At 59.0% G+C, this 21,407-nt stretch carries 23 protein-coding genes and 1 pseudogene; 4 read left to right on the top strand and 20 right to left on the bottom strand.

Annotation, left to right across the window (positions count from 1 at the left end):
- Positions 1 to 5: 5 nt before the first annotated feature.
- The 9 genes from bioB to RWM61_RS09180 all read right to left on the bottom strand — a co-directional run bounded on the left by bioB (position 6) and on the right by RWM61_RS09180 (position 7,527).
- Positions 6 to 989, bottom strand: a complete 984-nt coding sequence (gene bioB, locus RWM61_RS09220) for a biotin synthase BioB (protein ID WP_399538271.1) — start codon at positions 987 to 989, stop codon at positions 6 to 8.
- A gap of 16 nt (positions 990 to 1,005) precedes the next feature.
- Positions 1,006 to 1,737: a dethiobiotin synthase gene (gene bioD, locus RWM61_RS09215; protein ID WP_313999804.1), complete on the bottom strand. Its 732-nt coding sequence runs from the start codon at positions 1,735 to 1,737 to the stop codon at positions 1,006 to 1,008.
- The gene (gene bioA, locus RWM61_RS09210) at positions 1,734 to 3,083 is read right to left on the bottom strand and encodes an adenosylmethionine--8-amino-7-oxononanoate transaminase (protein ID WP_313999802.1); all 1,350 of its coding nucleotides are present in this window, start codon (positions 3,081 to 3,083) and stop codon (positions 1,734 to 1,736) included. The genes bioD and bioA overlap by 4 nt, the downstream gene beginning before the upstream one ends.
- A 334-nt stretch (positions 3,084 to 3,417) precedes the next feature.
- Positions 3,418 to 4,437 (bottom strand): Gfo/Idh/MocA family oxidoreductase, encoded by a 1,020-nt coding sequence (locus tag RWM61_RS09205; protein WP_313999800.1) that lies wholly within the window; start codon positions 4,435 to 4,437, stop codon positions 3,418 to 3,420.
- 104 nt (positions 4,438 to 4,541) lie between these two features.
- Positions 4,542 to 5,021 (bottom strand): translation initiation factor IF-3, encoded by a 480-nt coding sequence (gene infC / locus RWM61_RS09200; RefSeq protein ID WP_313999836.1) that lies wholly within the window; start codon positions 5,019 to 5,021, stop codon positions 4,542 to 4,544.
- Between the two features lie 254 nt (positions 5,022 to 5,275).
- Positions 5,276 to 5,440 (bottom strand): hypothetical protein, encoded by a 165-nt coding sequence (locus tag RWM61_RS09195; RefSeq protein WP_313999798.1) that lies wholly within the window; start codon positions 5,438 to 5,440, stop codon positions 5,276 to 5,278.
- Positions 5,437 to 6,135: a PIG-L family deacetylase gene (locus tag RWM61_RS09190; RefSeq protein WP_313999797.1), complete on the bottom strand. Its 699-nt coding sequence runs from the start codon at positions 6,133 to 6,135 to the stop codon at positions 5,437 to 5,439. Before RWM61_RS09190 ends, RWM61_RS09195 begins: the two co-directional genes overlap by 4 nt.
- Before the next feature lie 46 nt (positions 6,136 to 6,181).
- On the bottom strand, positions 6,182 to 6,736 hold the full coding sequence (locus RWM61_RS09185) for a DNA-3-methyladenine glycosylase (RefSeq protein ID WP_313999795.1): 555 nt from the start codon (positions 6,734 to 6,736) through the stop codon (positions 6,182 to 6,184).
- Positions 6,737 to 6,744: 8 nt separating this feature from the next.
- The gene (locus RWM61_RS09180) at positions 6,745 to 7,527 is read right to left on the bottom strand and encodes an alpha/beta hydrolase family protein (protein WP_313999793.1); all 783 of its coding nucleotides are present in this window, start codon (positions 7,525 to 7,527) and stop codon (positions 6,745 to 6,747) included.
- Positions 7,528 to 7,610: 83 nt separating this feature from the next.
- On the opposite strand from RWM61_RS09180, the gene RWM61_RS09175 reads away from it, so the two are divergent.
- Positions 7,611 to 8,165, top strand: a complete 555-nt coding sequence (locus RWM61_RS09175; RefSeq protein WP_313999791.1) for a GNAT family N-acetyltransferase — start codon at positions 7,611 to 7,613, stop codon at positions 8,163 to 8,165.
- A 12-nt stretch (positions 8,166 to 8,177) separates the two neighbouring features.
- Here the strand turns inward: RWM61_RS09175 and RWM61_RS09170 are convergent, their stop codons facing one another.
- Both RWM61_RS09170 and RWM61_RS09165 read right to left on the bottom strand, forming a co-directional pair.
- Positions 8,178 to 9,149, bottom strand: coding sequence for an aldo/keto reductase (locus tag RWM61_RS09170; protein ID WP_313999789.1), 972 nt, complete (start codon positions 9,147 to 9,149; stop codon positions 8,178 to 8,180).
- Between the two features lie 174 nt (positions 9,150 to 9,323).
- The gene (locus tag RWM61_RS09165) at positions 9,324 to 10,178 is read right to left on the bottom strand and encodes a pirin family protein (RefSeq protein WP_313999787.1); all 855 of its coding nucleotides are present in this window, start codon (positions 10,176 to 10,178) and stop codon (positions 9,324 to 9,326) included.
- A gap of 282 nt (positions 10,179 to 10,460) precedes the next feature.
- On the opposite strand from RWM61_RS09165, the gene RWM61_RS09160 reads away from it, so the two are divergent.
- The gene (locus RWM61_RS09160) at positions 10,461 to 10,661 is read left to right on the top strand and encodes an aspartyl-phosphate phosphatase Spo0E family protein (RefSeq protein ID WP_313999785.1); all 201 of its coding nucleotides are present in this window, start codon (positions 10,461 to 10,463) and stop codon (positions 10,659 to 10,661) included.
- A gap of 347 nt (positions 10,662 to 11,008) precedes the next feature.
- Here RWM61_RS09160 and RWM61_RS09155 read toward each other — a convergent pair whose 3' ends face one another.
- From RWM61_RS09155 to RWM61_RS09135, 5 genes and pseudogenes are all read right to left on the bottom strand, one after another.
- A complete protein-coding gene (locus RWM61_RS09155) occupies positions 11,009 to 11,635 on the bottom strand; it encodes an SOS response-associated peptidase family protein (protein WP_313999783.1) in 627 nt (208 codons plus the stop codon).
- 126 nt (positions 11,636 to 11,761) lie between these two features.
- Positions 11,762 to 12,460 (bottom strand): DNA ligase, encoded by a 699-nt coding sequence (locus RWM61_RS09150; RefSeq protein ID WP_313999781.1) that lies wholly within the window; start codon positions 12,458 to 12,460, stop codon positions 11,762 to 11,764.
- Positions 12,461 to 12,685: 225 nt separating this feature from the next.
- Positions 12,686 to 12,919, bottom strand: a pseudogene (locus RWM61_RS09145) (Ku protein); the annotation flags it as partial.
- A gap of 219 nt (positions 12,920 to 13,138) precedes the next feature.
- Positions 13,139 to 13,312 carry a hypothetical protein gene (locus RWM61_RS09140; protein WP_313999779.1) on the bottom strand — a complete coding sequence of 58 codons (174 nt, stop codon included), beginning with the start codon at positions 13,310 to 13,312 and terminating at the stop codon, positions 13,139 to 13,141.
- Between the two features lie 67 nt (positions 13,313 to 13,379).
- On the bottom strand, positions 13,380 to 13,913 hold the full coding sequence (locus tag RWM61_RS09135; RefSeq protein WP_313999777.1) for an ADP-heptose synthase: 534 nt from the start codon (positions 13,911 to 13,913) through the stop codon (positions 13,380 to 13,382).
- 250 nt (positions 13,914 to 14,163) lie between these two features.
- Between RWM61_RS09135 and RWM61_RS09130 the strand changes: the two genes are divergently transcribed.
- On the top strand, positions 14,164 to 15,150 hold the full coding sequence (locus tag RWM61_RS09130; protein ID WP_313999775.1) for a YpdA family putative bacillithiol disulfide reductase: 987 nt from the start codon (positions 14,164 to 14,166) through the stop codon (positions 15,148 to 15,150).
- Positions 15,151 to 15,297: 147 nt separating this feature from the next.
- On the opposite strand, the gene RWM61_RS09125 is transcribed toward RWM61_RS09130, so the two are convergent.
- Genes RWM61_RS09125 through RWM61_RS09110 form a run of 4 tightly spaced genes read right to left on the bottom strand, consistent with a single transcriptional unit; the run spans position 15,298 to position 19,639 of the window.
- The gene (locus tag RWM61_RS09125; protein ID WP_313999773.1) at positions 15,298 to 15,705 is read right to left on the bottom strand and encodes a DUF4395 domain-containing protein; all 408 of its coding nucleotides are present in this window, start codon (positions 15,703 to 15,705) and stop codon (positions 15,298 to 15,300) included.
- 41 nt (positions 15,706 to 15,746) lie between these two features.
- Positions 15,747 to 16,274, bottom strand: a complete 528-nt coding sequence (locus RWM61_RS09120) for a hypothetical protein (RefSeq protein ID WP_313999771.1) — start codon at positions 16,272 to 16,274, stop codon at positions 15,747 to 15,749.
- 12 nt (positions 16,275 to 16,286) lie between these two features.
- Positions 16,287 to 18,593, bottom strand: a complete 2,307-nt coding sequence (locus RWM61_RS09115; RefSeq protein ID WP_313999769.1) for a thiamine pyrophosphate-dependent enzyme — start codon at positions 18,591 to 18,593, stop codon at positions 16,287 to 16,289.
- A 41-nt stretch (positions 18,594 to 18,634) separates the two neighbouring features.
- Positions 18,635 to 19,639 (bottom strand): 2-oxoacid:acceptor oxidoreductase family protein, encoded by a 1,005-nt coding sequence (locus RWM61_RS09110; protein WP_313999767.1) that lies wholly within the window; start codon positions 19,637 to 19,639, stop codon positions 18,635 to 18,637.
- A gap of 399 nt (positions 19,640 to 20,038) precedes the next feature.
- On the opposite strand from RWM61_RS09110, the gene RWM61_RS09105 reads away from it, so the two are divergent.
- Positions 20,039 to 21,382, top strand: coding sequence for an MFS transporter (locus RWM61_RS09105; RefSeq protein ID WP_313999834.1), 1,344 nt, complete (start codon positions 20,039 to 20,041; stop codon positions 21,380 to 21,382).
- Positions 21,383 to 21,407 lie beyond the last annotated feature (25 nt).

The raw sequence follows: 21,407 nt of genomic DNA, 5'->3' as shown, positions 1-21,407 counted from the left end.
CCGCTTTACAGGGCGCACAGCTCGATCTCAAACCCCAAATCTTCAATCATTTGGTGGTCCGCCGACACCGCTTGCCCTTCGGTCGTCAAATAATCGCCGACGAACAGTGAATTCGCGGCATAAAGGGCCAAGGGCTGAAGGGAGCGAAGATTGACTTCGCGGCCGCCCGCGACGCGGATTTCCTTCCCCGGGCACAGGAAACGAAACAAAGCCAGTACCTTCAGGGCTTTCAAAGCCGGCGTTCTCCCCGCCTCCGCCAGCGGAGTACCGGGAATGGCGTTCAGGAAGTTGACCGGAATCGAATCGGCATCCAGCTCGCGAAGGGCATAAGCCATCTCGACGATTTCGCGGTCACTCTCGCCCATGCCGATGATAACGCCCGAGCACGGCGACATCCCGTGCATTTTGGCCGTTTGCACCGTCTCGACCCGTTGATCGTAAGTATGCGTCGTCGTAATCGACGGGTAATTCGCTTTGCTTGTATTCAGATTATGGTTGTAGCGGTGCACCCCGGCATCTGCCAGCCGCTGCGCTTGTTCGTCCTTCAGGATGCCCAGACAGGCACATATTTTAAGCGGCATCGTGTCCCGGATTTCCTTGACCGCTTCGACGACCTGGTCAAGCTCCTTGTCGGTCGGGCCTTTGCCGGCGGCGACAATACAGTAGGTTCCCGCACTTCGCGCCATCGCCTCACGAGCGCCGGCCAGCAGCGTTTCTTTGTCGAGCAGCGTATATTTCGGGACGGGCGCCGTCGACACGATCGACTGTGAGCAGTAGCCGCAATCCTCGGGGCACAGGCCGCTTTTGGCGTTGATGATCATGTTCAGCTTTACTTTTTTGCCGTAATAGTGTTTTCGGACCGTAAAAGCGGCCTGCAGCAGCGGCAGCACTTCGTCGTCCGGCGCGCCGAGCACGGCGAGCCCTTCCTCCACCGACAGCATGGTCCCGTCAAGCGCCAGCCGCGCCAACTTCTGCCAATCGGTATGCATATTTATTGTCGTCATTTCAGTTGCCTCCCATTTCCTGTGATTCCAGCGCCAGCCGGACCGGCAGCAAATCGATCGCGTCCCTCGCGGTCAGGCGCAACGTTTCGTTATTTTCAACAGGCACACGCGGAAAATGGCCCAGCACCTTCACATCCCCGTACCGCTCGATCAGCGCGGCGTTGGCGGCGACGCTCGGATCGCCGGAGCTATGGTTCACCGGGCTGTCGTTCAACACGACACCGATAATCGGAATCGACCGTTTGCGCAGCATTTCAATCGTCAGCAGCGTATGATTGATGGTACCGAGCCCCGAACGCGCCACGATTAGCGCGGGTATGCCGAGAAACGCGATAAAGTCGGACACTAGCGCTTCCTCGGTCAGCGGCACGGCAACGCCGCCCGCGCCTTCCACGAGCAGCGCATCGTATCGGCTGTTCAGCGGCTCGCCCGCCGCCGCCAAAGCCTCCATCGTCAGCGTGACGCCTTCCTGGCTGGCCGCAAGGAAAGGTGAAAGCGGCGCACGGAACGAGAACGGTGCAACCGTCTCCGGCCGATCGGCCAGGCCCGCGCCGAGCAGCAGCCGGGCGGCGTCGGACAATCCGCTTTCCGGCGATACGCCGGATTGGACCGGCTTCCATACGCCGGCGTTTATCCCTTCCGCCCGGAGCGCCGCGGTTAGAGCGGCCGTCACCGTCGTTTTGCCTACCCCCGTATCGGTGCCCGTCACGAATATCCCGCGTATACGCCTCATCGTTCCGTCACGTCCCCGATCGCGGCCGTCAGAATTCGGGTCATCGCGTCGAGTTCATCGATCGTGCTGGCCAGCGGCGGGATAAAGACGATGACGTTGCCTAACGGCCGCGTCAGCATTCCCAGTTCTCTTGCCCGTTGGCTTACACGCACGCCGATCCGCTCCTCCCAACCGTACGGCTCCTTCGTTCGCTTGTCGCGAACAAGCTCGATGCCGATCATGAGTCCCTTCTGGCGGATCTCGCCTACATGCGGCCGATCCTCCAGCACCTCCAGCTTGCGCCGGACAAATGCCGCTTTGGATTCGACCCCTTCGACAACGCGATTTTGCTCGAGCAGCTCCAGGCTTGCGAGCGAAACGGCGCAACCAAGAGGATTGCCCGTGTAGGAATGCCCGTGAAAAAATGTCTTCTGCGCTTCATAATCGGCATAGAAGGCGCGATACACGTCATCTGTGGCAAGCGTAGCGGCCACCGGCAGGTAACCGCCGGTAAGCCCTTTGCCGACGACCATAAGATCAGGGGCCACATCTTCCAGCCCGCAAGCGAACATGGCGCCGGTGCGCCCGAAGCCCGTCGCCACTTCATCGGCGATCAGCAGGACGCCGTAACGGCGGCATAGCGCGGCAATATCCCGAAGACAACCGGGCGGCATGACGACGATCCCTCCGGCCCCTTGCACAATCGGCTCCACGATAAGCGCCGCGATCTCGTCCGCCTTCCGCTCGAGACATGCACGCAGTGCGGAGAGCGTGGCCTCCGCCGCGGCTTCCGCACCGCCCTCATGCCGGTAAGCGTATGGATAAGGAATCGTAAGCGAAGGAAACAGCAGCGGGCGAAACACGTCATGATACAGCGGAATCGAACCGACGCTGACGGCGCCGATCGTATCGCCGTGATACGCTTGCTCCATTGTTATGAAAGACGTCTTGCCGCGTATGCCGAGATTCCGCCAATATTGAAAAGCCATCTTAAGCGCAATCTCGACGCCCGTTGCCCCCGAGTCGGAATAAAATACTTTCGTCAATCCTTCAGGCGCAATGGCGGCAAGCTTACCCGCAAGCTCGACTGCAGGCACATTGGACATCCCGAGCAAAGTGGAATGAGCGACCTTGCCAAGCTGGCCGGTTACCGCCCGGTTCAACTCCGGAACGTTATGTCCGTGCACATTGAGCCAGACCGACGAGAAACCGTCGTAGTAGCCGCGGCCTTGAACGTCGTAAAGCATGACGCCGTCGCCCCGCTCGATGATGAGCGGCTCCGAGCGAACGTAATCTTTCATTTGCGTGAACGGGTGCCACAGATGAGCCTTGTCGATGGCTGCAAGTCTTTCGTAAGAAGTACTCACGTTATCGAATCACCAACCGTATGTATTTTTTGTTAACCTCATATGAAATGAAAGGTTAACCGTTTTTACATTCGTATTCTAGCAAACCCGCTTCAGTCTGTAAAGTTTTACTATGGGGATGTGCCTGAAATGGTATACCGATGCCGCCTATTCGGCAGCCCCGAACGGCCTGCCGTCTGCAGCAGCTTACGACCCGATGAAGAGATGTGCGGCCATACGAATGAAGAAGCTTTTTCCCGGCTTGAGCAATGGGAGAAGGCGACCAGGCCCTAATTGTCCACAGCAAAAGGGCACCCCATCCGATGAGGCGCCCGCGCTTTTTCGTTGTATGCGCTTAGATATTAACGATTTTGCCGGTCTCCTGCGATTCGAACGCCGCCAGGATGACCTTCAGCGATTTCAGCCCTTCTTCACCGGAAATGACCGGCGGCTGGCCCGAAATAATCGAATCCACGAATGCGTCGATAACGCCGCTCGTCGTTTGATTCTCATTCGTCGCGATGGCTCCGACCTTATACTTCTCCACGTTTCCGTTGCGCAGCTCAACGATGACCTGGTCTTCAGGGTCCGTGCCGATCTTCATGACGCCGTTCTCGCACCACAGCACCGTGCTGTTGTCCTCGCCTTTATAATACGTCCAGCTGGCGACCAGCGTGCCGATCGCGCCGCTCTTCATGCGGAGCACGCATGTCGCGTTATCGTCCACTTCGGTCCCCTGCTTGTCGATCGTCCCGATGAAAGCGGCGATTTCCGCCACTTCGTCGCTCAGCAGGTAACGGATCAAATCCGCTTTATGTACGCCCAGGTCGCCCATTGCGCCCATGATCGCTTCTTCCTTGTTAAAAAACCAGCTGTTGCGTCCGTCTACGCTCCAGGCTTCCGGTCCCGGATGCCCGAACGACGTGCGGAACGAAATGACTTTGCCGAGCGAGCCGGAATCGAGCAGCTGCTTCGCCTTTACGTGCGGCGGCATCAAACGCTGATTATGCCCCACCATCAGGAAAACGCCGTTGTTCTTGGCCGCTTCGATCATGGCCAGCGCTTCTTCCTCGGTGGACGCCATCGGTTTCTCCACAAGCACATGGGCGCCGGCTTCGGCCGCCGCAATCGTCACGGGCGCATGGAGCGCATTCGGCAGGCACACGCTGACCGCATCCGGCTGCTCTTTCTCCAGCATCTCCTTGTAATCGGTGTACGCCTTGGCGCCGTACTCGTCGGCATACTGCTGCGACCGCGCGGGCACCACGTCGCAGAAGGCGACGAGCTCCACGTTCGGATTCATGGCGTATTCCGGAATGTGCCGGTGTTTGGAAATCGATCCGCAGCCGATCACGGCCACTCTAATCTTGGACATGTTTCATTCTCCTTTGATCGCCATATAACTGACATCATACCTCTCTATTCTAATCTGCCGCAAACGCTTTGCCTAGATGCGATTTTGCCGTAAATTCCGGCGGTTCAGGAACCGCCGGGTTCGAGCTGGACGACCGCCTGCTTGCCGCTCAGCTGAATGCCCGTCTTGGCCCGCCCGAACGGCTTCAGGTCGCGAATCAGCGCCTCAAGCAGCGTTTTCGCGGCGGCCCCTTCCTTCCCCTGGATACGCACGACGAACAGAACCTCGTCGCCGCCCTTCAAATGCCGCTCCGCCTGCTGCCGCTTCGTATCGTAATCGTGGTCTTCGATGCGCGGCGTAAGCCGAAGCTCCTTGACCTTGGGCGCCTGTTCCTTTTTGCGCGCCTGCTGCGCTTCCCGGACCGCGGCATCGGCGCCGATCAGCCGGCAGGGCGGCGGGCTGCTCATCAACGAGGTGCACACCAAGTCCACCTTCAGCTTCCTCGCCATGTCAAGCGCCTCCCTGGCAGCAACCACACCCAGATCCTCGCCGTTCAGGCCCGTGAGCAGCACTTCCCGCGCTTTAATCTGCTCATTACGAATCATTCCCGCCACCAACGTCACCCTTCCTGCCGCTCCACCCTCGTTATGCGGCCGTTATATCCAAATAACCCATACCCGTCAAGCGGAACGATCGGCATCCGCCGCACGCCATCCGCTACGTCTCGCCAATCAATCGGTTTGCCAGCGGCCGGCTGCATTCCATGAAATATTTTGCCGCCATTTCGGACCTCCGTCAGTTAATTTTGCTTATCGTCTGCGCTTAACACAAAAACCGCCGAAGGGCGGTTTTCTGGCGCTTAAGCGAGCCTGCCGATAAGCACCCAAAAGGACAATGCGCCGGCCAGCCCCGTATATCCGCACAGCAGGTTCACGGAAGCGCTCCGGCTGACGCCGAACACGCCGGCGATTTGCGGAAAGGATCCTTCTTTATGTTCGGCTGCGATTCCGGTGGACATTTTCACAACAAATTATCGAATTGTTCGGTCTCGCCCGCTTCCGGCCAATCCTTTCCGTTCATCCACCGCAGCGCAAACGACTCAAACCGCCTGTTCTCGGGACATTCGCGCAAGTCTCCGAAATATCGCCGGATCGCCTCGATTTGGGACCGGTGGGCCCGCAGCGCGGCGGCTTTCACTTCCCATAACGGCTTGACGTCCATGCTCAAGACCGGGCGGACGCCGTTTGCCGTGAGCGTTTCGGAACAGACGACCAACAGTTGTTGGACGGATGCACACCTGCCGCCGGTTACCGCTTTCGTCACGGCAGCCGAGACTGCCATATGATCAGGATGAAAGTTGCCGCCGTCTTCCGGGAAGGTGACGACCGTATCAAGCCGGTGCCGGTTGATGAAGTCGGCGACGCCGCTGACGAAAGCTTCCGCGTCGGCCTCCTTCAGCTTGCCGTCCGGGTATCCGAGATATTCAACGCCGGCGAGCCCGAGGATGCGCGCGGCTTCCGCCATTTCGCGCTCGCGCAGCTCCCCGAGCTCGCGGCGGTTCAGGTGGCGGTACTCTCCGTTATTCTGGCCCGCGTCGCCCCGGCTGGCCAGCAGCAGCACGGGCTCCCGTCCTTTGTCGGCCAAGCCGCGGATAAGCGCCGCGCTCAGGAACGATTCATCGTCGGGGTGGGCGTAGGCAAAACCGAATCGCGCTTCCATTCCGGCCCTCCTGTCATTTGCACAGATGTTGTTATTAACTCAACTTTCACTCATACGCTCCCGTGAAACGCCACGGAAGATCGGCCCCGGCCTTTATGCCGACTCGGCCGCTCGCCGCACAAGCATAACGGCGGTCCGGCGGCTCGACGGTTAACGTCTCGCTGCCGGCGGCGAACAGGTCGAGCCCGTTATGGGACAGATCGATGCCGAGCGCCTTCGCCAGCTTGCCCGGGCCATCCGTCAAGCGGCTGTCGGGGGCTCCGGGACGGTTCAAGCGAAGAAGCCCGATCCCCTGCTCCGCCGCCGCCGCCCGGATCAGGACGGCGCCCGGTTCGCCCGGCGGATGGGCAACGATATTCATGCAATGATGCATCCCGTAAATAAAATAAACATATAAGCACCCTACTGCTCCGAACATCGGCTTGTTGCGCGGCGTGGGGCCGCGATACGCGTGGCTGGCGGGGTCGTCCGCCCCGCGGTAAGCTTCCGTTTCCGTAATGCGCACGCGTATCGTACCGTGGCCGGTTCGCCGGACAAGCTTGCAGCCGATCAGTTCCTCCGCTACGATCACGGGATCGCGCGCGAAAAAATGTCTGTCCATGGGAGCCGCTACCTGCGAAGCGGAAGCCATACCAGCACCCGTTGAATATGGTCGTCCCAATACCCCCACTCATGATCGCCTTTATCGTAAACGGCCGTCAGATCATAGCTTGTCTTGCGGCAGGTTTCCGTAAACGCCACATTATCCTCATGCAGAAAATCTTCCGTTCCGCAGCACTGATAAAGCTTCGGCTTCGGCTTATCCGACGCCTCCCCCTGCTCGAGCAGCCACAACAGGTCGTTCTCCGTTCCGGCTATGTCCTCTTTGCCGTAAATGAACCCGAACAGATCGGTCTCCCATTCGATTTTCGGCTTGCGGACATGGCTCGCCATATCGAGCGCGCCCGACAGGCTCGCCGCCGCCGCGAAATGCTCGGGCCGGCGCAGCGCCCATTTGAAAGCGCCGTAGCCGCCCATCGACAGCCCCGCCACGAAATTATCCTCCCGCCTGTCCGATAGCGGAAAAAACGAACGAGCCAGCGCCGGCAGCTCGTCCGACAGGAACGTCCAGTAACGCTCCCCGAATTTCATGTCGGTATAAAAACTGCGGTGCACCTGCGGCATGACGACGGCCAGCCCGTAAGGAGCGGCATAACGCTCGATCGACGTCCGGCGAAGCCAGATGGAATCGTCGTCGCTGAGCCCGTGCAGAAGATAGAGCGTCGGATGCTTGCCTCCGCCCGCGCGGTTTTCCAGGCCGATCTGCGTTCGGGTCGCCTGCGGCAAAATGACCGTCATCGTCGTGTTCAGGCCGAGCACCTCGGAATAAAAATGACATTGGAGCAAAGCCACTTGAAAGTCGCCTCCCGGTTAAGTATAAGTATAGAACAAGCTAAAGTGCACGAACATTAACCAACCGTCAGGGGGCCGGCGTCATGAAGCTAATTACGATTTCAGAGTGGGACGAGCAGTTCTGGCAGCGCGCCGAACCGATCTACGACCGCGCTTTTCCCCGGGAAGGACGCAAACCGGACGCGCTCATCCGGCGCATGCTCGAGCGCGGCATCGGCAGGCTCCATCTGGGCGAAGACGGTCGGGGCGCGGTGGCCATGGCGCTGACCGGTGTAACGGAGCAAGGCGAAGCGCTGATCATCGATTATTTGGCCGTGCGCGCCGATTTGCGCGGGCAAGGCGCCGGACGGGAATTTCTCGCGCTGATCAGGCAGTGGGCGGAGCATTCTTCAGGCCTCGCCGGCATCATCATCGAGGTCGAGTCGGATGCGACGCCGGACAATCTCGCACGCATCGCCTTCTGGGAATCGTGCGGCTTCGTCGCGACCGATTATGTCCACCGATACTTCTGGGTGCCGGAGCCGTACCGCGCGATGGTGCTGCGCTTCCGGGACGGCGACGACTCGCTGCCGCTCGACGGGGAGCTTCTCTTCCGGCACATTAACGCATTCCATGCAAAAGCCTACCGCAAACGGTAGGCCGCCATTCATTCAATCGCGGTAGAAGTTGCGGAGCCAACGGTGCGGCTTCACCTTCGCCAGCTTGTCCCCGGGCAATCCTTTGCCGTCGCCCACCCGCATATTGCGCTCCACATTGCGCACCGAGCGCATGCCCGGAATGACGGTGGAAACCGCCGGATGGCTCAGCACATAACGCAGGGCGGCTTCCGGCATATCCTCGATGCCGATTTCCAGGTCCGCGGCGATTTTCCTCACCCGTTCATACACTTCCAGCTTGCGGTCGCCGCGGAAATAGTTGTTGCGGAAGTCGCCCTCCTCGAACGTCGTTTCCGGCGTAATCCGTCCGGTCAGCCCGCCCTCGTCCAGCGCGACGCGCACAATGACGCCGACATTATGCTTCAGGCAGGCCGGCAGCAGCTCATCCTCGGGGCTTTGCTCGAACATGTTGTAGATGACCTGAACCGTGTCGACGAGCCCCGTTTCGATCAGCTTGATCGCATTATTCGGCTCATAATCGTTGATCGAAACGCCGAAGAAACGAATTTTCCCCTGCTCCTTTAGCTTGCGTACGCCTTCCAGCCAGTCGCCCTTGTCCACCCATTCGTCGGACCACACATGAAATTGCTGCACGTCGATCGTATCGAGTCCGAGGTTGCGCAGGCTTTGCTCCGTGCTGGCGATCACATGCTCCGCGGGAAACGTCTCCTCTGCCGGAACGCCGGCGCGGGCCGGCCATTGATAGTTTTTCGGCGGAATTTTGGTCGCAACATAGATGGGGCCGCCGTGATCGCGGACGACTTGTCCGACGAGCTTCTCGCTATGGCCGTCCCCATAACCGAGCGCGGTGTCGATGAAATTCAGGCCAAGCTCGATCGAACGGTTAAGCGCGCGGAGCGACTCCTCGTCGGAGGCTCCGATCCATGAGGTTTTGCCGATTCCCCAAGCGCCGTAACCGACCTCCGACACTCTCAAGCCGGTCTTGCCGAGCATACGATAATTCATTACTATCCCTCCAAATGATTAGAACTTATTCTTTCCGCTCCATTATAAGTCAGATTGCGGCTTTCGATAAGAACGGAAACGGGTGTCAGTAAGTAAACTTAAGGTAAGTAGCGGCAAATGGACAACGGCGGCCAAAAAGGCCGGTTCTCGACCGGCCTACTCCAAACGTCAGCTTTATACGAATTTGCCGTCCCGGTAATCCTGATACGCCTGCCTGATCTGCTCCTCGGTGTTCATGACGAACGGCCCACGGGCCGCAATCGGCTCACGCAGCGGCTGTCCCGCGTAGAGCAGCGCGCGAAGCGGCGTATCCGCGGTGATCGTCACCTCGCTGGGGAGTCCTTCCTCTCCGGGCCCCAACATCAGCGCTTGCCGCTCCGTACCTTTAACGCCTTCACGGCCGAAACGGCCTTCACCCTCCAATACGAAGAAAAAACCGTTGTAGCCGCCCGGCAGGTCCTGCTTCACCGTGACGCCCGGCTCCAACCGAAATTCAACCATCGTTACGGGTACGACGTTGACGGTAGGCGTCTTCACGCCGCCCGACTCGCCGGAGAATATACGGATCTTCGCCCCCGGCTCCTCGCGCACCGGCATGTTCGCCGCGCGCAGGTTCTGGTACCGGGGCTCCGTCATCTTCTCCCCGCTCGGCAGATTGACCCACAGCTGCAAGGAATGGACGGTCTCGCCTTCGGCGGGATCCTCTTTATGAATAACGCCCCGGCCTGCGGTCATCCATTGGGCGTCGCCGGCCAGCAGCTCGTCCTTGCCGCCGGATTTGTTGTCGTAATGCTCCAGTCTCCCTTCCATCACATACGTGACGGTCTCAATGCCGCGATGCGGATGCACGTCGAAAGAACCTCTGCCGAACCAGTCCTCCGCCAGCAGCAGAAACGGATCGTGCTCTTCGAAATGCCCCGGACCGGGCTCCAGAATCAAGCTGTTCCGATGCGTGGAACTAATGTCGTTTTTGCGCGCGTTCCAGACGCGTTTGATGCCGCGCTGTGTCCGTTGCCCATTATCGCTCATTCATTTTTCCCTCCTCTTCCGGCCCTTCGCCGCTTCCGCGGCGACGTCGGTTGCTATGATTATAGGACCATCACTTACAAAAATCAAGCAACTATATTCCATGACAGACAGCGACCGACAGCATCCGAAAAACCGGGGTGGCGAGAGCCTCAAATTTGTCCGCTAAAGGTCCGATTTCCGTGTCGGATTCGTTTCACGGGCTTTCGTTTGCTGTAATGATGACTGTTGGCGCCTGTTATAAAACCTCATATTTCCTTTATTTTTTCCTCACAATTATCCGGTATGATGGGCTTGTCCGAAAAAATCCGAAATCGGGTGATGAGAATGGAAATTCAGGAACAAATATGCCGAATGAAAAAAGAATTGCTTCGAATCGCCGAGCGCAACCGGATGAACCTGCTTCATCCCGATGTGATTCGGGTCAGCCAAGAGCTGGACGTATTAATCGTGAAATCGATGGTACGCGGTACGAAAACGGCCTGAAGCGAAAAAAATTATACGTCCCCATATGTTGACGAAACGGCAAAAGCCCCCGAATCCTTCAGCGATTCGGAGGCTTTTTGTCCGTCAGCGCAATAACGTCCATTTGCTTCCATCCCACTTGACCGTATCTCCGGGCGTGATGCCGTCCGCGGCTTTGCCGGCGTCCACACGGACCTCTTTGCCGTTTGCGCGAATCCGAAGCCACCCGCCTTCCCTCCTGACGACAAGGGCCGTTCGCTCGACGGCTCAGCGGGATTTTTGGTCATCCACTTCCCCTCAGCTCCTCCCGCTCTATCCTGTATACAGAAGGTAACACATCGGATCCGGGCTGTCATGAGGCGGTTTTCTTAATGGAAAAAAAGCGGCGCCGGCTCGGTCGTTTCAACCGTGAGCCGCAGCCTGTCCGCGCCGAGCGGCTCAAACCGGTTCTGCCACAACGTTTTGTCCCGCAGCGAGGGATCGAGCCACGCCTCCTGGACATCCGGCTCTAGAAAAAGCGGCACGCCGCTGAAATAAGCGCCTGCCTCGCCCTCGGGCGAAGTCGTGACGATCGTGAAGGACCGGTGAACGGCGCCGCGCGGGTCGATCCGTTCCTCATAGATGCCGGCCATACCGAATAAAGCCCGGTCCTTGACGGTGAGCCGGGCCTGGCGCTTCACCTTGCCGTCGTCCTGCATGCGTCGGGTAAGGGCGGTGCCGGGAACGACACAACGCTGCTTTTTGACGATCCTATCAAAAATCGGCTTGGACAAGACGCCGCGCAGGTCGGCATGGACCGAATCCTTCGCCCAGAAAGGAAACAGGCCCCAGCGGGATTCGACCAGCATGCGCTCCCGCCTGCGGCCGACAATAATCGGCACATCGTCCGTCGGTTCGATCCGGCCGCGCGGCTGGTGCACCGCGATCACTTTATTGATTTCAAATTGCTCGCGGATTTCTTCCAACCCGGCTGTTAAGGCGAACGTTTCGTTCATGGCACACGCTCCTTTGGTTTACAGTATCCGCCAAAAGAAGCAGCCTATGCATCCTTCTTGCCATAAAACGCGGCGCTCCCTTGTCAGCTTTTCGGCGGATAAGGATCGTTGCCGCAACTGCGGGATTCATTTGGCATCGATAATGCCGTTGCGGCGTACCGCAAGGCTGGCAATGCGGCCTTCCCTGATGAGAATGCCGACGGCTTCGGCTTCGATGCGCAGCGCCGTTTTGCGCTTGAACCAGTCCGCGTGATCTTTTCCCGCCGCATATTGGCTGTCCTTGCGCTTGGCGACGACGCCCTCCCAGCCGCGCTCCGCCACCCACTCCCAGAGCCGGTCGCCGTCCGCGAACGAATCCGCGAGGAAGAACGTTTCGGATTCACCCCAGGACTCGACAAGCTCGGTCAATAAGGCCAACCGTTCCGTAAGCGGCCGCGGCCGCAAGTCGTCTCCGTCCGCGGCAAGCAGATCGAACAAAATGTATTGGACCGGCTTCTGCAAAGCGGCGGCGGTGATCAGCCTGGAATCGCTCAGCTTGTCCCGCTGCTGCAGCCGCTGAAAGCTCGGCGTGCCGGAAGCTTCATCGAGAATGACGGCCTCTCCGTCCAGCACGAAAGAGCCTTTCAATCGTGAGAGCGCGTAGTCCAGCTCGGGAAAAGGCTTGTTTTTCGACAGCATCGTATTGGAGTAAAGCCGGGCGCTGCCGTCGTTCACATGGGCGACAATGCGGTAGCCGTCCCATTTCAGCTGATAAAGCCATTGCTCTCCCTTCGGCAATTGGGCGGTCAGGATCGGAGACATGGGAACAAAAGGACGCAGCTTCATCCGTCAGCTCCCCGTCCGTTTCGATCCGGACGATTTGGCCCGCTTTGTCCGCTTCGCGGCGCCGGTCTCCTTGTCCGCATTGTCCTTTTTCCCGCCCGCAGCCGGCTTGGCTCCTGCCGCCGTCTTTCGCTTCTTCGCGCCCCCGGCCGTTTCCGCGCCGGCCGAGTCACGCTGCTGTAGGCTTGCCCGCAGCGCTTCCATAAGGTCGACGACGTTCGTTTTTTTCTCCTCCTTCTCGAACGTCACGAAATGGCCCGGCTCATATTCATAGCCCTTTACGATTTCGCTCCACTTCACTTCCCCGTCGCATTTCGGGCATGTTCTGGCGTAATGGATCAGGACATGGAACTCCTTATGCAGCATTTTCATCGCAATGTCGTTTTCCTGCGTAGCGGTGAATATTTTGACCGGCACATTGACGAGCCCGAAGCTGACGGCCCCTTTCCATATCGTCTGCATGCGTACCCCTCCACTCGGTTGTCCCACTCGTACCTTCCTATAACCCCCGTGGAAGAGCGCGAATCATGGAGAAATGCGGTCAAAATAATCCCAAAAAGTGACGTGATGCTGTGTAGCTTAATCCGATTACTTTTCGGGGACCCCATAAGGATATAAAATATACAAAAAACGCCTTGCCCGCCGGCAAGACGCTTCCCGTTTCCGTTTGCATTTGAATGGTTATGTTTCGATAATCTCGTCCAGCTCGCTGTCGCGGCGGTTCGCTGCACGCTTGACGTCCCGGTCCGGCTTGCTGCCTCCCTGCAGCTCCGTTGCGGCCTCGATCTGCTGCTGCAGCTGCCCCTCAGCCTGGCCGATGCCGTGCGCGCCTTGATGGTTGCGGCTTGTCGCCATTTCGGTTGCCTCCTTATCGTTCTCATACGAACAGGAGTATTATTGGCCATACGCCCGAAAATGATGACTACAGGTCCCGGCTCGTTTGCCAGTCCTGTTCCGAGATGCCTTCCTCGACCGCGAACTCGAAATCCTCGATATCGTAAATCTGAACCGGCGCTTCCGCTTCGATGATCCGGTCCTGCAGCTCGAGCTGGTCGGTCAGCAGCGGAATTTGCAGCCTGCCGGCCGTCAAAATTTGTTCCGTCTCGATCGGATCGAAAAACTCCCCGAACTGCGCGTTGTCCAGCGCGTTCATGACAATAAACGACACATTTTCGTTCAGGATCAAAGGGGAGCTTTCCCGCCAGGGAACCTGGAGCGCGCGTTCGATTTTTTTCTTGTTGAGCGGATCCTGGAAAAATTCGATCAGCTCGGCGATTTTCGTTTTGACGTGCCGGTCGTCCTCCGGATCGTCCATGACCGGTTCCGCGCCTTCTTTCATATCGTATAATTCCATAATAGTGGAATAGGGAATCACATAATCGACCGGACGGTTCGGCACGAGCAGCTGCCCGTATGTCGCCACCATCACGGCTTCGATGACAAAACGCCGACGCATGGGCAATTCCTCCTTGTCAGTAAACACAATACAGCATTTCCCGCGCGCGTTCAAGCCCGGACGGAGTTCCGGACGGAGTTCCGGACGACCTGAGGAACGGAGTCTCACACGGCGAGCGCGCATGAACTTGTACCTTATTATACATCATTCCGCCGATCGTACACAGGTCGGTTCGTTGATCGTGGCGGCTGCGGATAGTACAATAAGGTTGATTCGCGTCGACGGAAGGCGCAAGGAGGTACATAATAGGATGCATACCGAACGAATCATCATCATCGGAGCCGGCCCGTGCGGCCTGGCGGCGGCGATCGAGCTGCAGCGGGCCGGGTTTGATCCGCTCATTATCGAGAAGCGGAACGTCGTCCATTCGATCTCGCAGTATCCCGTCTACCTGCAATTTTTCAGCTCGCCGGAGCTGCTGGAGATCGGGGACATTCCTTTTACGACCACAGGCGACAAGCCGACTCGGATCGAAGCGTTGAATTATTACCGCAGCGTCGCCCTGAGGCGCGAGGTACGGATGCATACATACACCGAGGTTACGCGGCTTGCGCCCTTGCCCGACGGCCGGTTCTCGCTGGAAGCCCGCAACCGTTACGGCAAGCCGCTGCGGTACGAGGCGGATCGCGTCGTCATCGCGACCGGCTACTTTGACCACCCGAACATGCTCGGCATTCCGGGCGAAGAACTCGACAAGGTCAGCCACTTTTTTCGCGAGGCCCATCCGTACACCCGCACCCGGGTCGTCATCATCGGCGGCAGCAACTCGGCGATCGACGCCGCCCTGGAGCTGGATCGGGTCGGAGCGGAGGTTACCGTGGTGTATCGGGGAGCGGGTTATGCCTCGGGAATCAAGCCGTGGGTGCTTCCGCTGTTCGAGAGCAAGGCCGCGAAAGGCCGGATCAGGATGATGTTCGCTTCACAGGTCGTATCGATTGAAGAGGAATCGGTTACGGTGTCTACCGCGGGCGGCGAGGAGCGGCTGCCGAACGACTTCGTGCTGGCGCTCACCGGCTTTCACCCGGACCGCCGGTTTCTGTCGGAAACGGGCGTGCGCATCGAGCCGGAAGGCTGGCCGTTTTTCGACGAGAATACGATGGAGACGAACGTGCCTGGCGTCTATCTGGCCGGCGTCGTCGCCTCCAGGCGCGAAGCCAACGAAATATTCATCGAAACCGGACGCTTCCACGGCCGCAAAATTGCCGCGCATCTGATCGGCGAGCGGGGAACCCGATAAAGACCGAAATCCAGCGTTAAACTCCACGGTATGTATCAGAGGTATTGCGTTCCATGGAACTGGCCATCTTCATTCAAAAAGGCGCCGCGGCGTAGGCCGTCGGCACCTTTTCGTTTTTTCCCTGAACAGCGATTGCCTTAAACCGGTTCACGCCCGAAGCCTTGCCCGGAATTGCTTGAATTGAAAGTATATGGTGCACCCCACGCAATAGCCGTACACCGCGATAAAAGCCGCAATCGCCAGCATGCCCGCCAATACGTACCCCGCCGTCAGCCACCCGAGCGCCCAGCAAATGAGGGAGCCCGTCAAAAAGGTAAGAGCCAGCGTGTTGTTGAACCGCGTAAGCTCGGCGGCCTGCGTCCCGCCTTCCGGCTTCAGGAAAGGCTTCGCCAGCGCGATGAAAAGGTTATAGCGCAAGCCGAGCAGAAAGCCGATCAACTGGATAACGAACAGGACTGCCAGCAGCCACGGCAAATCAAGAACAATCGCGGCGAGCACCGTCAGCACGATGCCGATTTGGTTCGTTTTGACGTAAGCCGTCGGGATTTCCTTCATGGAACCCCTCCTTTCTTACCGCTATCGCGGCATCGAAGCAATCAAGAAAGAAACCTGCCCCGCACCGATGTCCCGTCCGCTCCCGTATGAGAAATCACCGTCTCGATTCGCTGCATGCGGATGATCTCATTTTTCTCCAGTCCGGTGCGGAAATAAGCATGCATATATGCCGCTTCCAGAAAAGTGAGCGCGGGATAGACGGCGATATTGCCGTTCGTATAAGGGTTGTCGAGCAGCACCTGCCACTCCCCGGAACGCCGCTCCGCCGGCACGCTGCCGAATATTGCCGATTTGTAGCCGATGATGCCCTCGTACTCCCGCCAGATCTCCGCCCAGGATGGACTGACCGCGCCCGGGTTAGGCAGCGCGGCTTTCCCGCGTGCGAGCAGCCGCCCCGCCTCGTCGGCTTCCTCTTCGTCGTACTTTTGCAAATAAATGCGGAAATCCTCCAGAAACCGGCGCACGGCCGCGAAGCCCTCCTTCACGAGCTCCGCACCGAACGCGGTTTCCCCGCCCGAGGCGGCTGCCCTGAAAGAAGCGAACGCCACGCCGCTTGTCGTTATCGACATGTCGGCCATCCCCTACAAATAAGGGCTTTCGTGCTTCGCCTTCAACCGCTGCCAGCGGCGCTCGACCTCGTCCTCGAACGATTTCAGCGCCTCGGCGTATTCGGGACGGGTCATATGCTTCGTCTTGCCCATGTTTTTGAGCCAATCCGCGAGCGGAATCCGCTTCCCCTTCTCCTCCGGGTTGTACGTGATGTTCGTAATGCCCTGTTCGATCTCATACAGCGGGAAGAAACAGGCGTTGACGGCATCGTCGATCAGTGTTTGGCCGATTTTCTCCTCGGAAAGCCAGTTCAGCGGACAGGTGATCAGAATTTTCCCGTAGACGAGCCCCTCGTTCTGTGCGTAATATTGCGCCTTCGCCGCCTTGCGCAGCAAATCCTGCGGCACCGACTCCGAGCCCGTGAACACATAAGGAATGTTCGTCGCGGCCATGATCTGCGCCGTGTCCTTGTGATGGAACAGCTTGCCGCCCTGGTGCTTGCCGACGTTCGACGTCGAGGTGCGATGGCCGAGCGGCGTCGAGTACGACAGCTGCGCGCCCGTGTTCATGTAGCCCTCGTTATCATATTCGAGAATGATCATTTTATGATTGCGGAGCGCGCTGCCGATGGCCGGGCCCATGCCGATGTCCATCCCGCCGTCTCCGGTAATCATGACGAACGTGAAATCATCCTTCAAGCCGAGGCCGTCAAGCTCGCCGCGGCGCTTGCGCTCCCAGAACATTTCCACGACGCCGGAAAGTGTGGCCGCCCCGTTCTGGAACAGGTTGTGGATGTACGTCGCCTTGTGCGAGGAATACGGAAAGCCGGTCGTGACGACCATCGCGCATCCCGTTTGGTACAGCGCGACGATATCGCCCTCGATTCCCTTGAAGAACAATTCCAATCCGGAGAAAATGCCGCAGCCCGGGCAGGCTCCGTGTCCGGGCGCCAGACGCTTCGGCTTCTTCGTCAGCTGGCGCACGGGCGGCACCTTGACCTTCAGCTTGCCGGTCGCCTCGTCGCGCTCGGCCGTAATCAAACCGGTCTTCAGATCCTCGAACCGGAGCGGCTCAAGCACGCGCTTCGGCGCTTTGTCCGGATCGCCCGCCGTGTGGCCGTAATAATCGAACGGCACGTCGACATGGCCCTTCTCGGCCGCTTCGATTGCAAGACGGAAGAAATGATGGCCGTCCTCCGCGTAGAAGTCTTTGCCGCCCAATCCGTAGATTCGGCTGACCACCTTCGTCGTCGAATTGCCGTGCGTGAACAGCGCGGCCTTGATTTCGTTCGTCATGTTGCCGCCATGTCCGCCGTAAGAGTCTGCCCGGTCGCCGATCGTGACGGCCTTGACGCCCCGCAGAGCTTCCGCGATTTCCTTCTGCGGGAACGGCCGGATCATGTTAGGCGCGATCGAGCCGGCCTTGATGCCCTGCCCGCGGAGCTGGTCGACGACGTCCTTGATGATCTCCGAGGCCGAGTTCATCAGGAACACCGCCACCTCGGCGTCCTCCATCCGGTACAGGTCCAGAATCGGATAATCGCGGCCGGTCAGCAGCGCGTATTCCTTGCGAATCCGGTCGTACGCGTCTCCCGCCCGGTACATCGCCATCGACTGCTGGTAGCAGTTGTTGATATAATCCGGCTCGTTCATGTACGGGCCGACCGTAATCGGGTTGTTGCGGTCCAGCACATGCGCGAAGCCGGCGGGCGGCAGCTCGCCGACGAACCGGTGCACGTCCGCGCGGTTCGCGAACGTCTGGACGCGGCGTTTCTGGTGCGAGGTGAAGTAGCCGTCGGACGCCACCAGCACCGGCAGGCGGACCTCCGGGTCCTCTGCCAGCTTGATCGCCATGATGTTCATATCGTAGACCGCCTGCGGGTCGCGGCACATGAGAATCGGCCAGCCCGTGTTGAGCGCGAAATACAGGTCGGAGTGGTCTCCGTGAATATCGAGAGGACCGGATACCGAGCGGCACACGAGGTTCATGACCATCGGGAAGCGCGTGCCGGATTGGACCGGCATCTGCTCCAGCATGTAGAGATAGCCGTTCGAGCTCGTCGCGTTGAACACCCGCCCGCCGGCGGCGGAAGCGCCGTAGCAGATGCCCGCCGAGCCGTGCTCGCCGTCTGCCGGAATCAGCTTGATGTCGTGCTGGCCGTTCGCCTTCATCAGGTCGAGAAATTGCGCGACCTCCGTCGACGGCGAGATCGGGAAATACCCCATCACGTGATAGTTGATCTGATGCGCCGCATAGGCCGCCATTTCATTGCCGGATTCATAGACCATCCGCTGCTCTACCAGGCCGCCGGACAGCTCCTTATTGATTTCGATTGCCATTACATGCTCACCTCGCAATAAGTTTGGACCGGTTCAAGCCGTCAATTCGCCAAAATAAACCGATGCGGCACACGGTTCGCGTCCCCGTAGCCGTCCGTCTCGCGTTCCGACACGAGCGCTTCCGTAGGGCAGGCTACCACACACTTCAAGCAGCCTTTGCAATACTGGTAATCGATCCCCTGCAGAAACATCTGGGGCCGTCCCTTCTTGTCCGGCTGTTCCTCCCAAACGAAGCAGAAGTCCGGGCAGGCCGTATCGCAGGCCGCGCAATGGATGCACTTCTCATCGTCGAAATGCGGCATCATGCCCTGGCGCGAAATGCTCAAATCCTTCAGGATGCTGTTGCCGGGATTCGTGATCATGCCGCCCATCGGCTGGGTCGCCCATCCGAGCGCCGGAATATCCCATCGGGTCGGCAGCGGCATAGCCGCGCCCTCCGGCAGACCGAAGGCTTGCGACCTGACCTCGTTGTAGCCGCGGTCGAACGTGCGGAGCGCGGGCTCGACGGCCTGCGGGTACTTTTTCTCGAGCGACTTGCGGATGATTCCTTTCATATGTTCGGCATCCAGAAAATCGCAAAGGCGGAACAAGGCGCCCAGCATGGCCATGTTGACGCGGTTGTTCTCATCGAGGGCGATGCCCGTTGCGTCGACGACCGCAAGCGTGCCGCCGAGCATGTTCAATTTGTCCTTCAGCACCTCCGGCGTTTTCGCCGAATTGACCAGCACCATGCTGTCCTTGTAAATGCCGCTGATGACGTTGACCGTTTTGGACAGGTTCTCATGAAAAATGCCCACGATGTGCGGCCGTTCCACCGGGGTGGTGTCGCGGATGTTGACGTCCAGATCGCAAAACCGGATATGCGCTTTAACGGGCGAGCCCTTTTTCTCCGATCCGTACGAAGAAAAGCTGACTCCGTTGAATCCGCTTCCAACTACGCCCGCCTCAGCCAGCATTTTGCCGGCCAGGTTTGCGCCCAAACCGCCGATCGACTCCAGGCGGATCTCGAAAAATCCAAGCTCGTTCGTCTTCGGTAAAATCGCCATGTCTCCACTCCTTTGTCGAATAGTCCGAACTTTCGGCATTCCGTGTCAAGTTGTAAAACTTAGAAAATTCCATCTATAAGTATACCAGCTTACGCCGGTATCGAATAGAGTGTTCCTCCCTGTAAAATGCATTTTCTTTTATTTTTATGCAGCGCCGTCCGCAGAACCGCCGTCCCGCCCGCCGCGATGAACCGTGTTGCCTATGTATATGCCGCGGGCATGGCGATTTTACCGGAGTTATTTACATCTCGCCGCACGGCTGTCGCACGGCGTGCCAAAACGCCTTTCATATGGTACGATAGTATACGTTTTCCGTATCGTTTCATTTTGCCGCGAAAACCCCGGTCGGCTCCCGGCTTCGGTCTTCGCTGCCATTAGACATGGAGGAGACGAAAGATGATAAGCCGCAAAGCCGCCGTCATGGCCAGCATCGTGCTCGCCATGCTGGTCGCTTCCATGGATTCGACAATCATGAACACGACGATGCCGGTCATCGCCGACGAGCTGAACGGCCGGTCGCTGTTTGCCTGGTCGTTCACGTCTTACATGATTTTTGCCACCGTCCTGTCGCCGCTGGCGGGACGGATTTCCGACCTGTTCGGACGCAAGCGCATTTTCGGCATCGGCATCATCCTGTTCCTGCTCGGATCGCTTCTCTCCGGGATGGCGGATACGATGCTTCAGCTGGTCCTCTTCCGCGCGGTTCAAGGCATCGGGGCAGGCGTCATGATGCCGTTCCCGATCATCATTGCCGGCGATCTGTACCCCGTCGAGCAGCGCGGCAAAATCCAAGCGCTGTTCACCGCGATGTGGGGCCTTTCGGCGGTGCTTGCCCCGCTGCTCGGCGCCTTGTTCGTGGAGGAGCTGAACTGGCGGTGGATTTTCTACATTAACATTCCGATCTGCATCATCTCGTTCGTGCTGCTGCTCGGCTATGACGAGGCGTACGAGCCCAAACGGGCGAAGGTCGATGTTTTCGGTTCCGTCCTGTTCGCCGCGGGCATCAGCCTGCTGCTGGCCGCCACGACGATCGAAACGTATCCTTACGCTTATGCGGCCGCCGGCGCGCTGCTGATCGTATTATTCTATTTATACGAGAAACGGCACGCTTCGCCGATCGTTCCGCTCACCCTGTTCCGAAACAAACCGGTGCGCTGGATGATTATCAACGGCTTCATCGCTTGCGCGGCGTTGTTCGGCACCTCCAGCTACGTGCCTCTGTTTCTGCAGGAGAAAGGCTACAGCCTGTTCGAGAGCGGGGTCTCGCTGCTGAGCATGTCGGCAGGCTGGATGATTACCGCGACGCCTGCCGGCAAATGGGTGCTGCGCCACGGCTATGCCCGCCTGATGCTGATCGGCAACGGCATTATACTGGGCTCGGGCGCAATGCTCGCCCTGCTCGGACCGGGCAAAGGCTTCTGGTACGTGTTCATCGCCCTGTTCGTGCAGGGGGCCGGCTTCGGGCTGCTGTTCACGGTCGGCATCATCGGCTCTCAGCAGCTTGTCGCGCCGCATGAGAAGGGCGTTTCGGCGTCGTTCCAAATGTTCGCCCGCAACATCGGCACGGCGATCGGCGTCACGATCATGGGCGGCCTGCTGATCAACGCGCCTGATTTCATGCAAGGAATCCGCGATCTTTTTCTGTACGGCCTGATCGCAATGGTCCTGGCCATGGTCACCGCCTTGTTCGTCCGCAACCCGGACGAGGCGGAGAACGCGGCCGCGCAGCGCGCGGCGAAATAACGGCCATGACGCGAAAAACCGGGCA

The organism is uncultured Paenibacillus sp. (assembly GCF_963515335.1).
GTDB lineage: Bacteria > Bacillota > Bacilli > Paenibacillales > Paenibacillaceae > Paenibacillus_I.
This window is presented reverse-complemented; position numbering and strand designations above follow the sequence as displayed.

Excerpts from the sequence above, each read along its gene's own strand:
- bioB (WP_399538271.1), bottom strand. The coding sequence starts at position 989 with ATGCATACCGATTGGCAGAAGTTGGCGCGGCTGGCGCTTGACGGGACC.
- bioD (WP_313999804.1), bottom strand. The coding sequence starts at position 1,737 with ATGAGGCGTATACGCGGGATATTCGTGACGGGCACCGATACGGGGGTA.
- RWM61_RS09205 (WP_313999800.1), bottom strand. The coding sequence starts at position 4,437 with ATGTCCAAGATTAGAGTGGCCGTGATCGGCTGCGGATCGATTTCCAAA.
- infC (WP_313999836.1), bottom strand. The coding sequence starts at position 5,021 with ATGATTCGTAATGAGCAGATTAAAGCGCGGGAAGTGCTGCTCACGGGC.
- RWM61_RS09190 (WP_313999797.1), bottom strand. The coding sequence starts at position 6,135 with ATGGAAGCGCGATTCGGTTTTGCCTACGCCCACCCCGACGATGAATCG.
- RWM61_RS09185 (WP_313999795.1), bottom strand. The coding sequence starts at position 6,736 with ATGGACAGACATTTTTTCGCGCGCGATCCCGTGATCGTAGCGGAGGAA.
- RWM61_RS09175 (WP_313999791.1), top strand. The coding sequence starts at position 7,611 with ATGAAGCTAATTACGATTTCAGAGTGGGACGAGCAGTTCTGGCAGCGC.
- RWM61_RS09170 (WP_313999789.1), bottom strand. The coding sequence starts at position 9,149 with ATGAATTATCGTATGCTCGGCAAGACCGGCTTGAGAGTGTCGGAGGTC.
- RWM61_RS09165 (WP_313999787.1), bottom strand. The coding sequence starts at position 10,178 with ATGAGCGATAATGGGCAACGGACACAGCGCGGCATCAAACGCGTCTGG.
- RWM61_RS09160 (WP_313999785.1), top strand. The coding sequence starts at position 10,461 with ATGATGGGCTTGTCCGAAAAAATCCGAAATCGGGTGATGAGAATGGAA.
- RWM61_RS09155 (WP_313999783.1), bottom strand. The coding sequence starts at position 11,635 with ATGAACGAAACGTTCGCCTTAACAGCCGGGTTGGAAGAAATCCGCGAG.
- RWM61_RS09150 (WP_313999781.1), bottom strand. The coding sequence starts at position 12,460 with ATGAAGCTGCGTCCTTTTGTTCCCATGTCTCCGATCCTGACCGCCCAA.
- RWM61_RS09140 (WP_313999779.1), bottom strand. The coding sequence starts at position 13,312 with ATGGCGACAAGCCGCAACCATCAAGGCGCGCACGGCATCGGCCAGGCT.
- RWM61_RS09135 (WP_313999777.1), bottom strand. The coding sequence starts at position 13,913 with ATGCGTCGGCGTTTTGTCATCGAAGCCGTGATGGTGGCGACATACGGG.
- RWM61_RS09130 (WP_313999775.1), top strand. The coding sequence starts at position 14,164 with ATGCATACCGAACGAATCATCATCATCGGAGCCGGCCCGTGCGGCCTG.
- RWM61_RS09125 (WP_313999773.1), bottom strand. The coding sequence starts at position 15,705 with ATGAAGGAAATCCCGACGGCTTACGTCAAAACGAACCAAATCGGCATC.
- RWM61_RS09120 (WP_313999771.1), bottom strand. The coding sequence starts at position 16,274 with ATGTCGATAACGACAAGCGGCGTGGCGTTCGCTTCTTTCAGGGCAGCC.
- RWM61_RS09115 (WP_313999769.1), bottom strand. The coding sequence starts at position 18,593 with ATGGCAATCGAAATCAATAAGGAGCTGTCCGGCGGCCTGGTAGAGCAG.
- RWM61_RS09110 (WP_313999767.1), bottom strand. The coding sequence starts at position 19,639 with ATGGCGATTTTACCGAAGACGAACGAGCTTGGATTTTTCGAGATCCGC.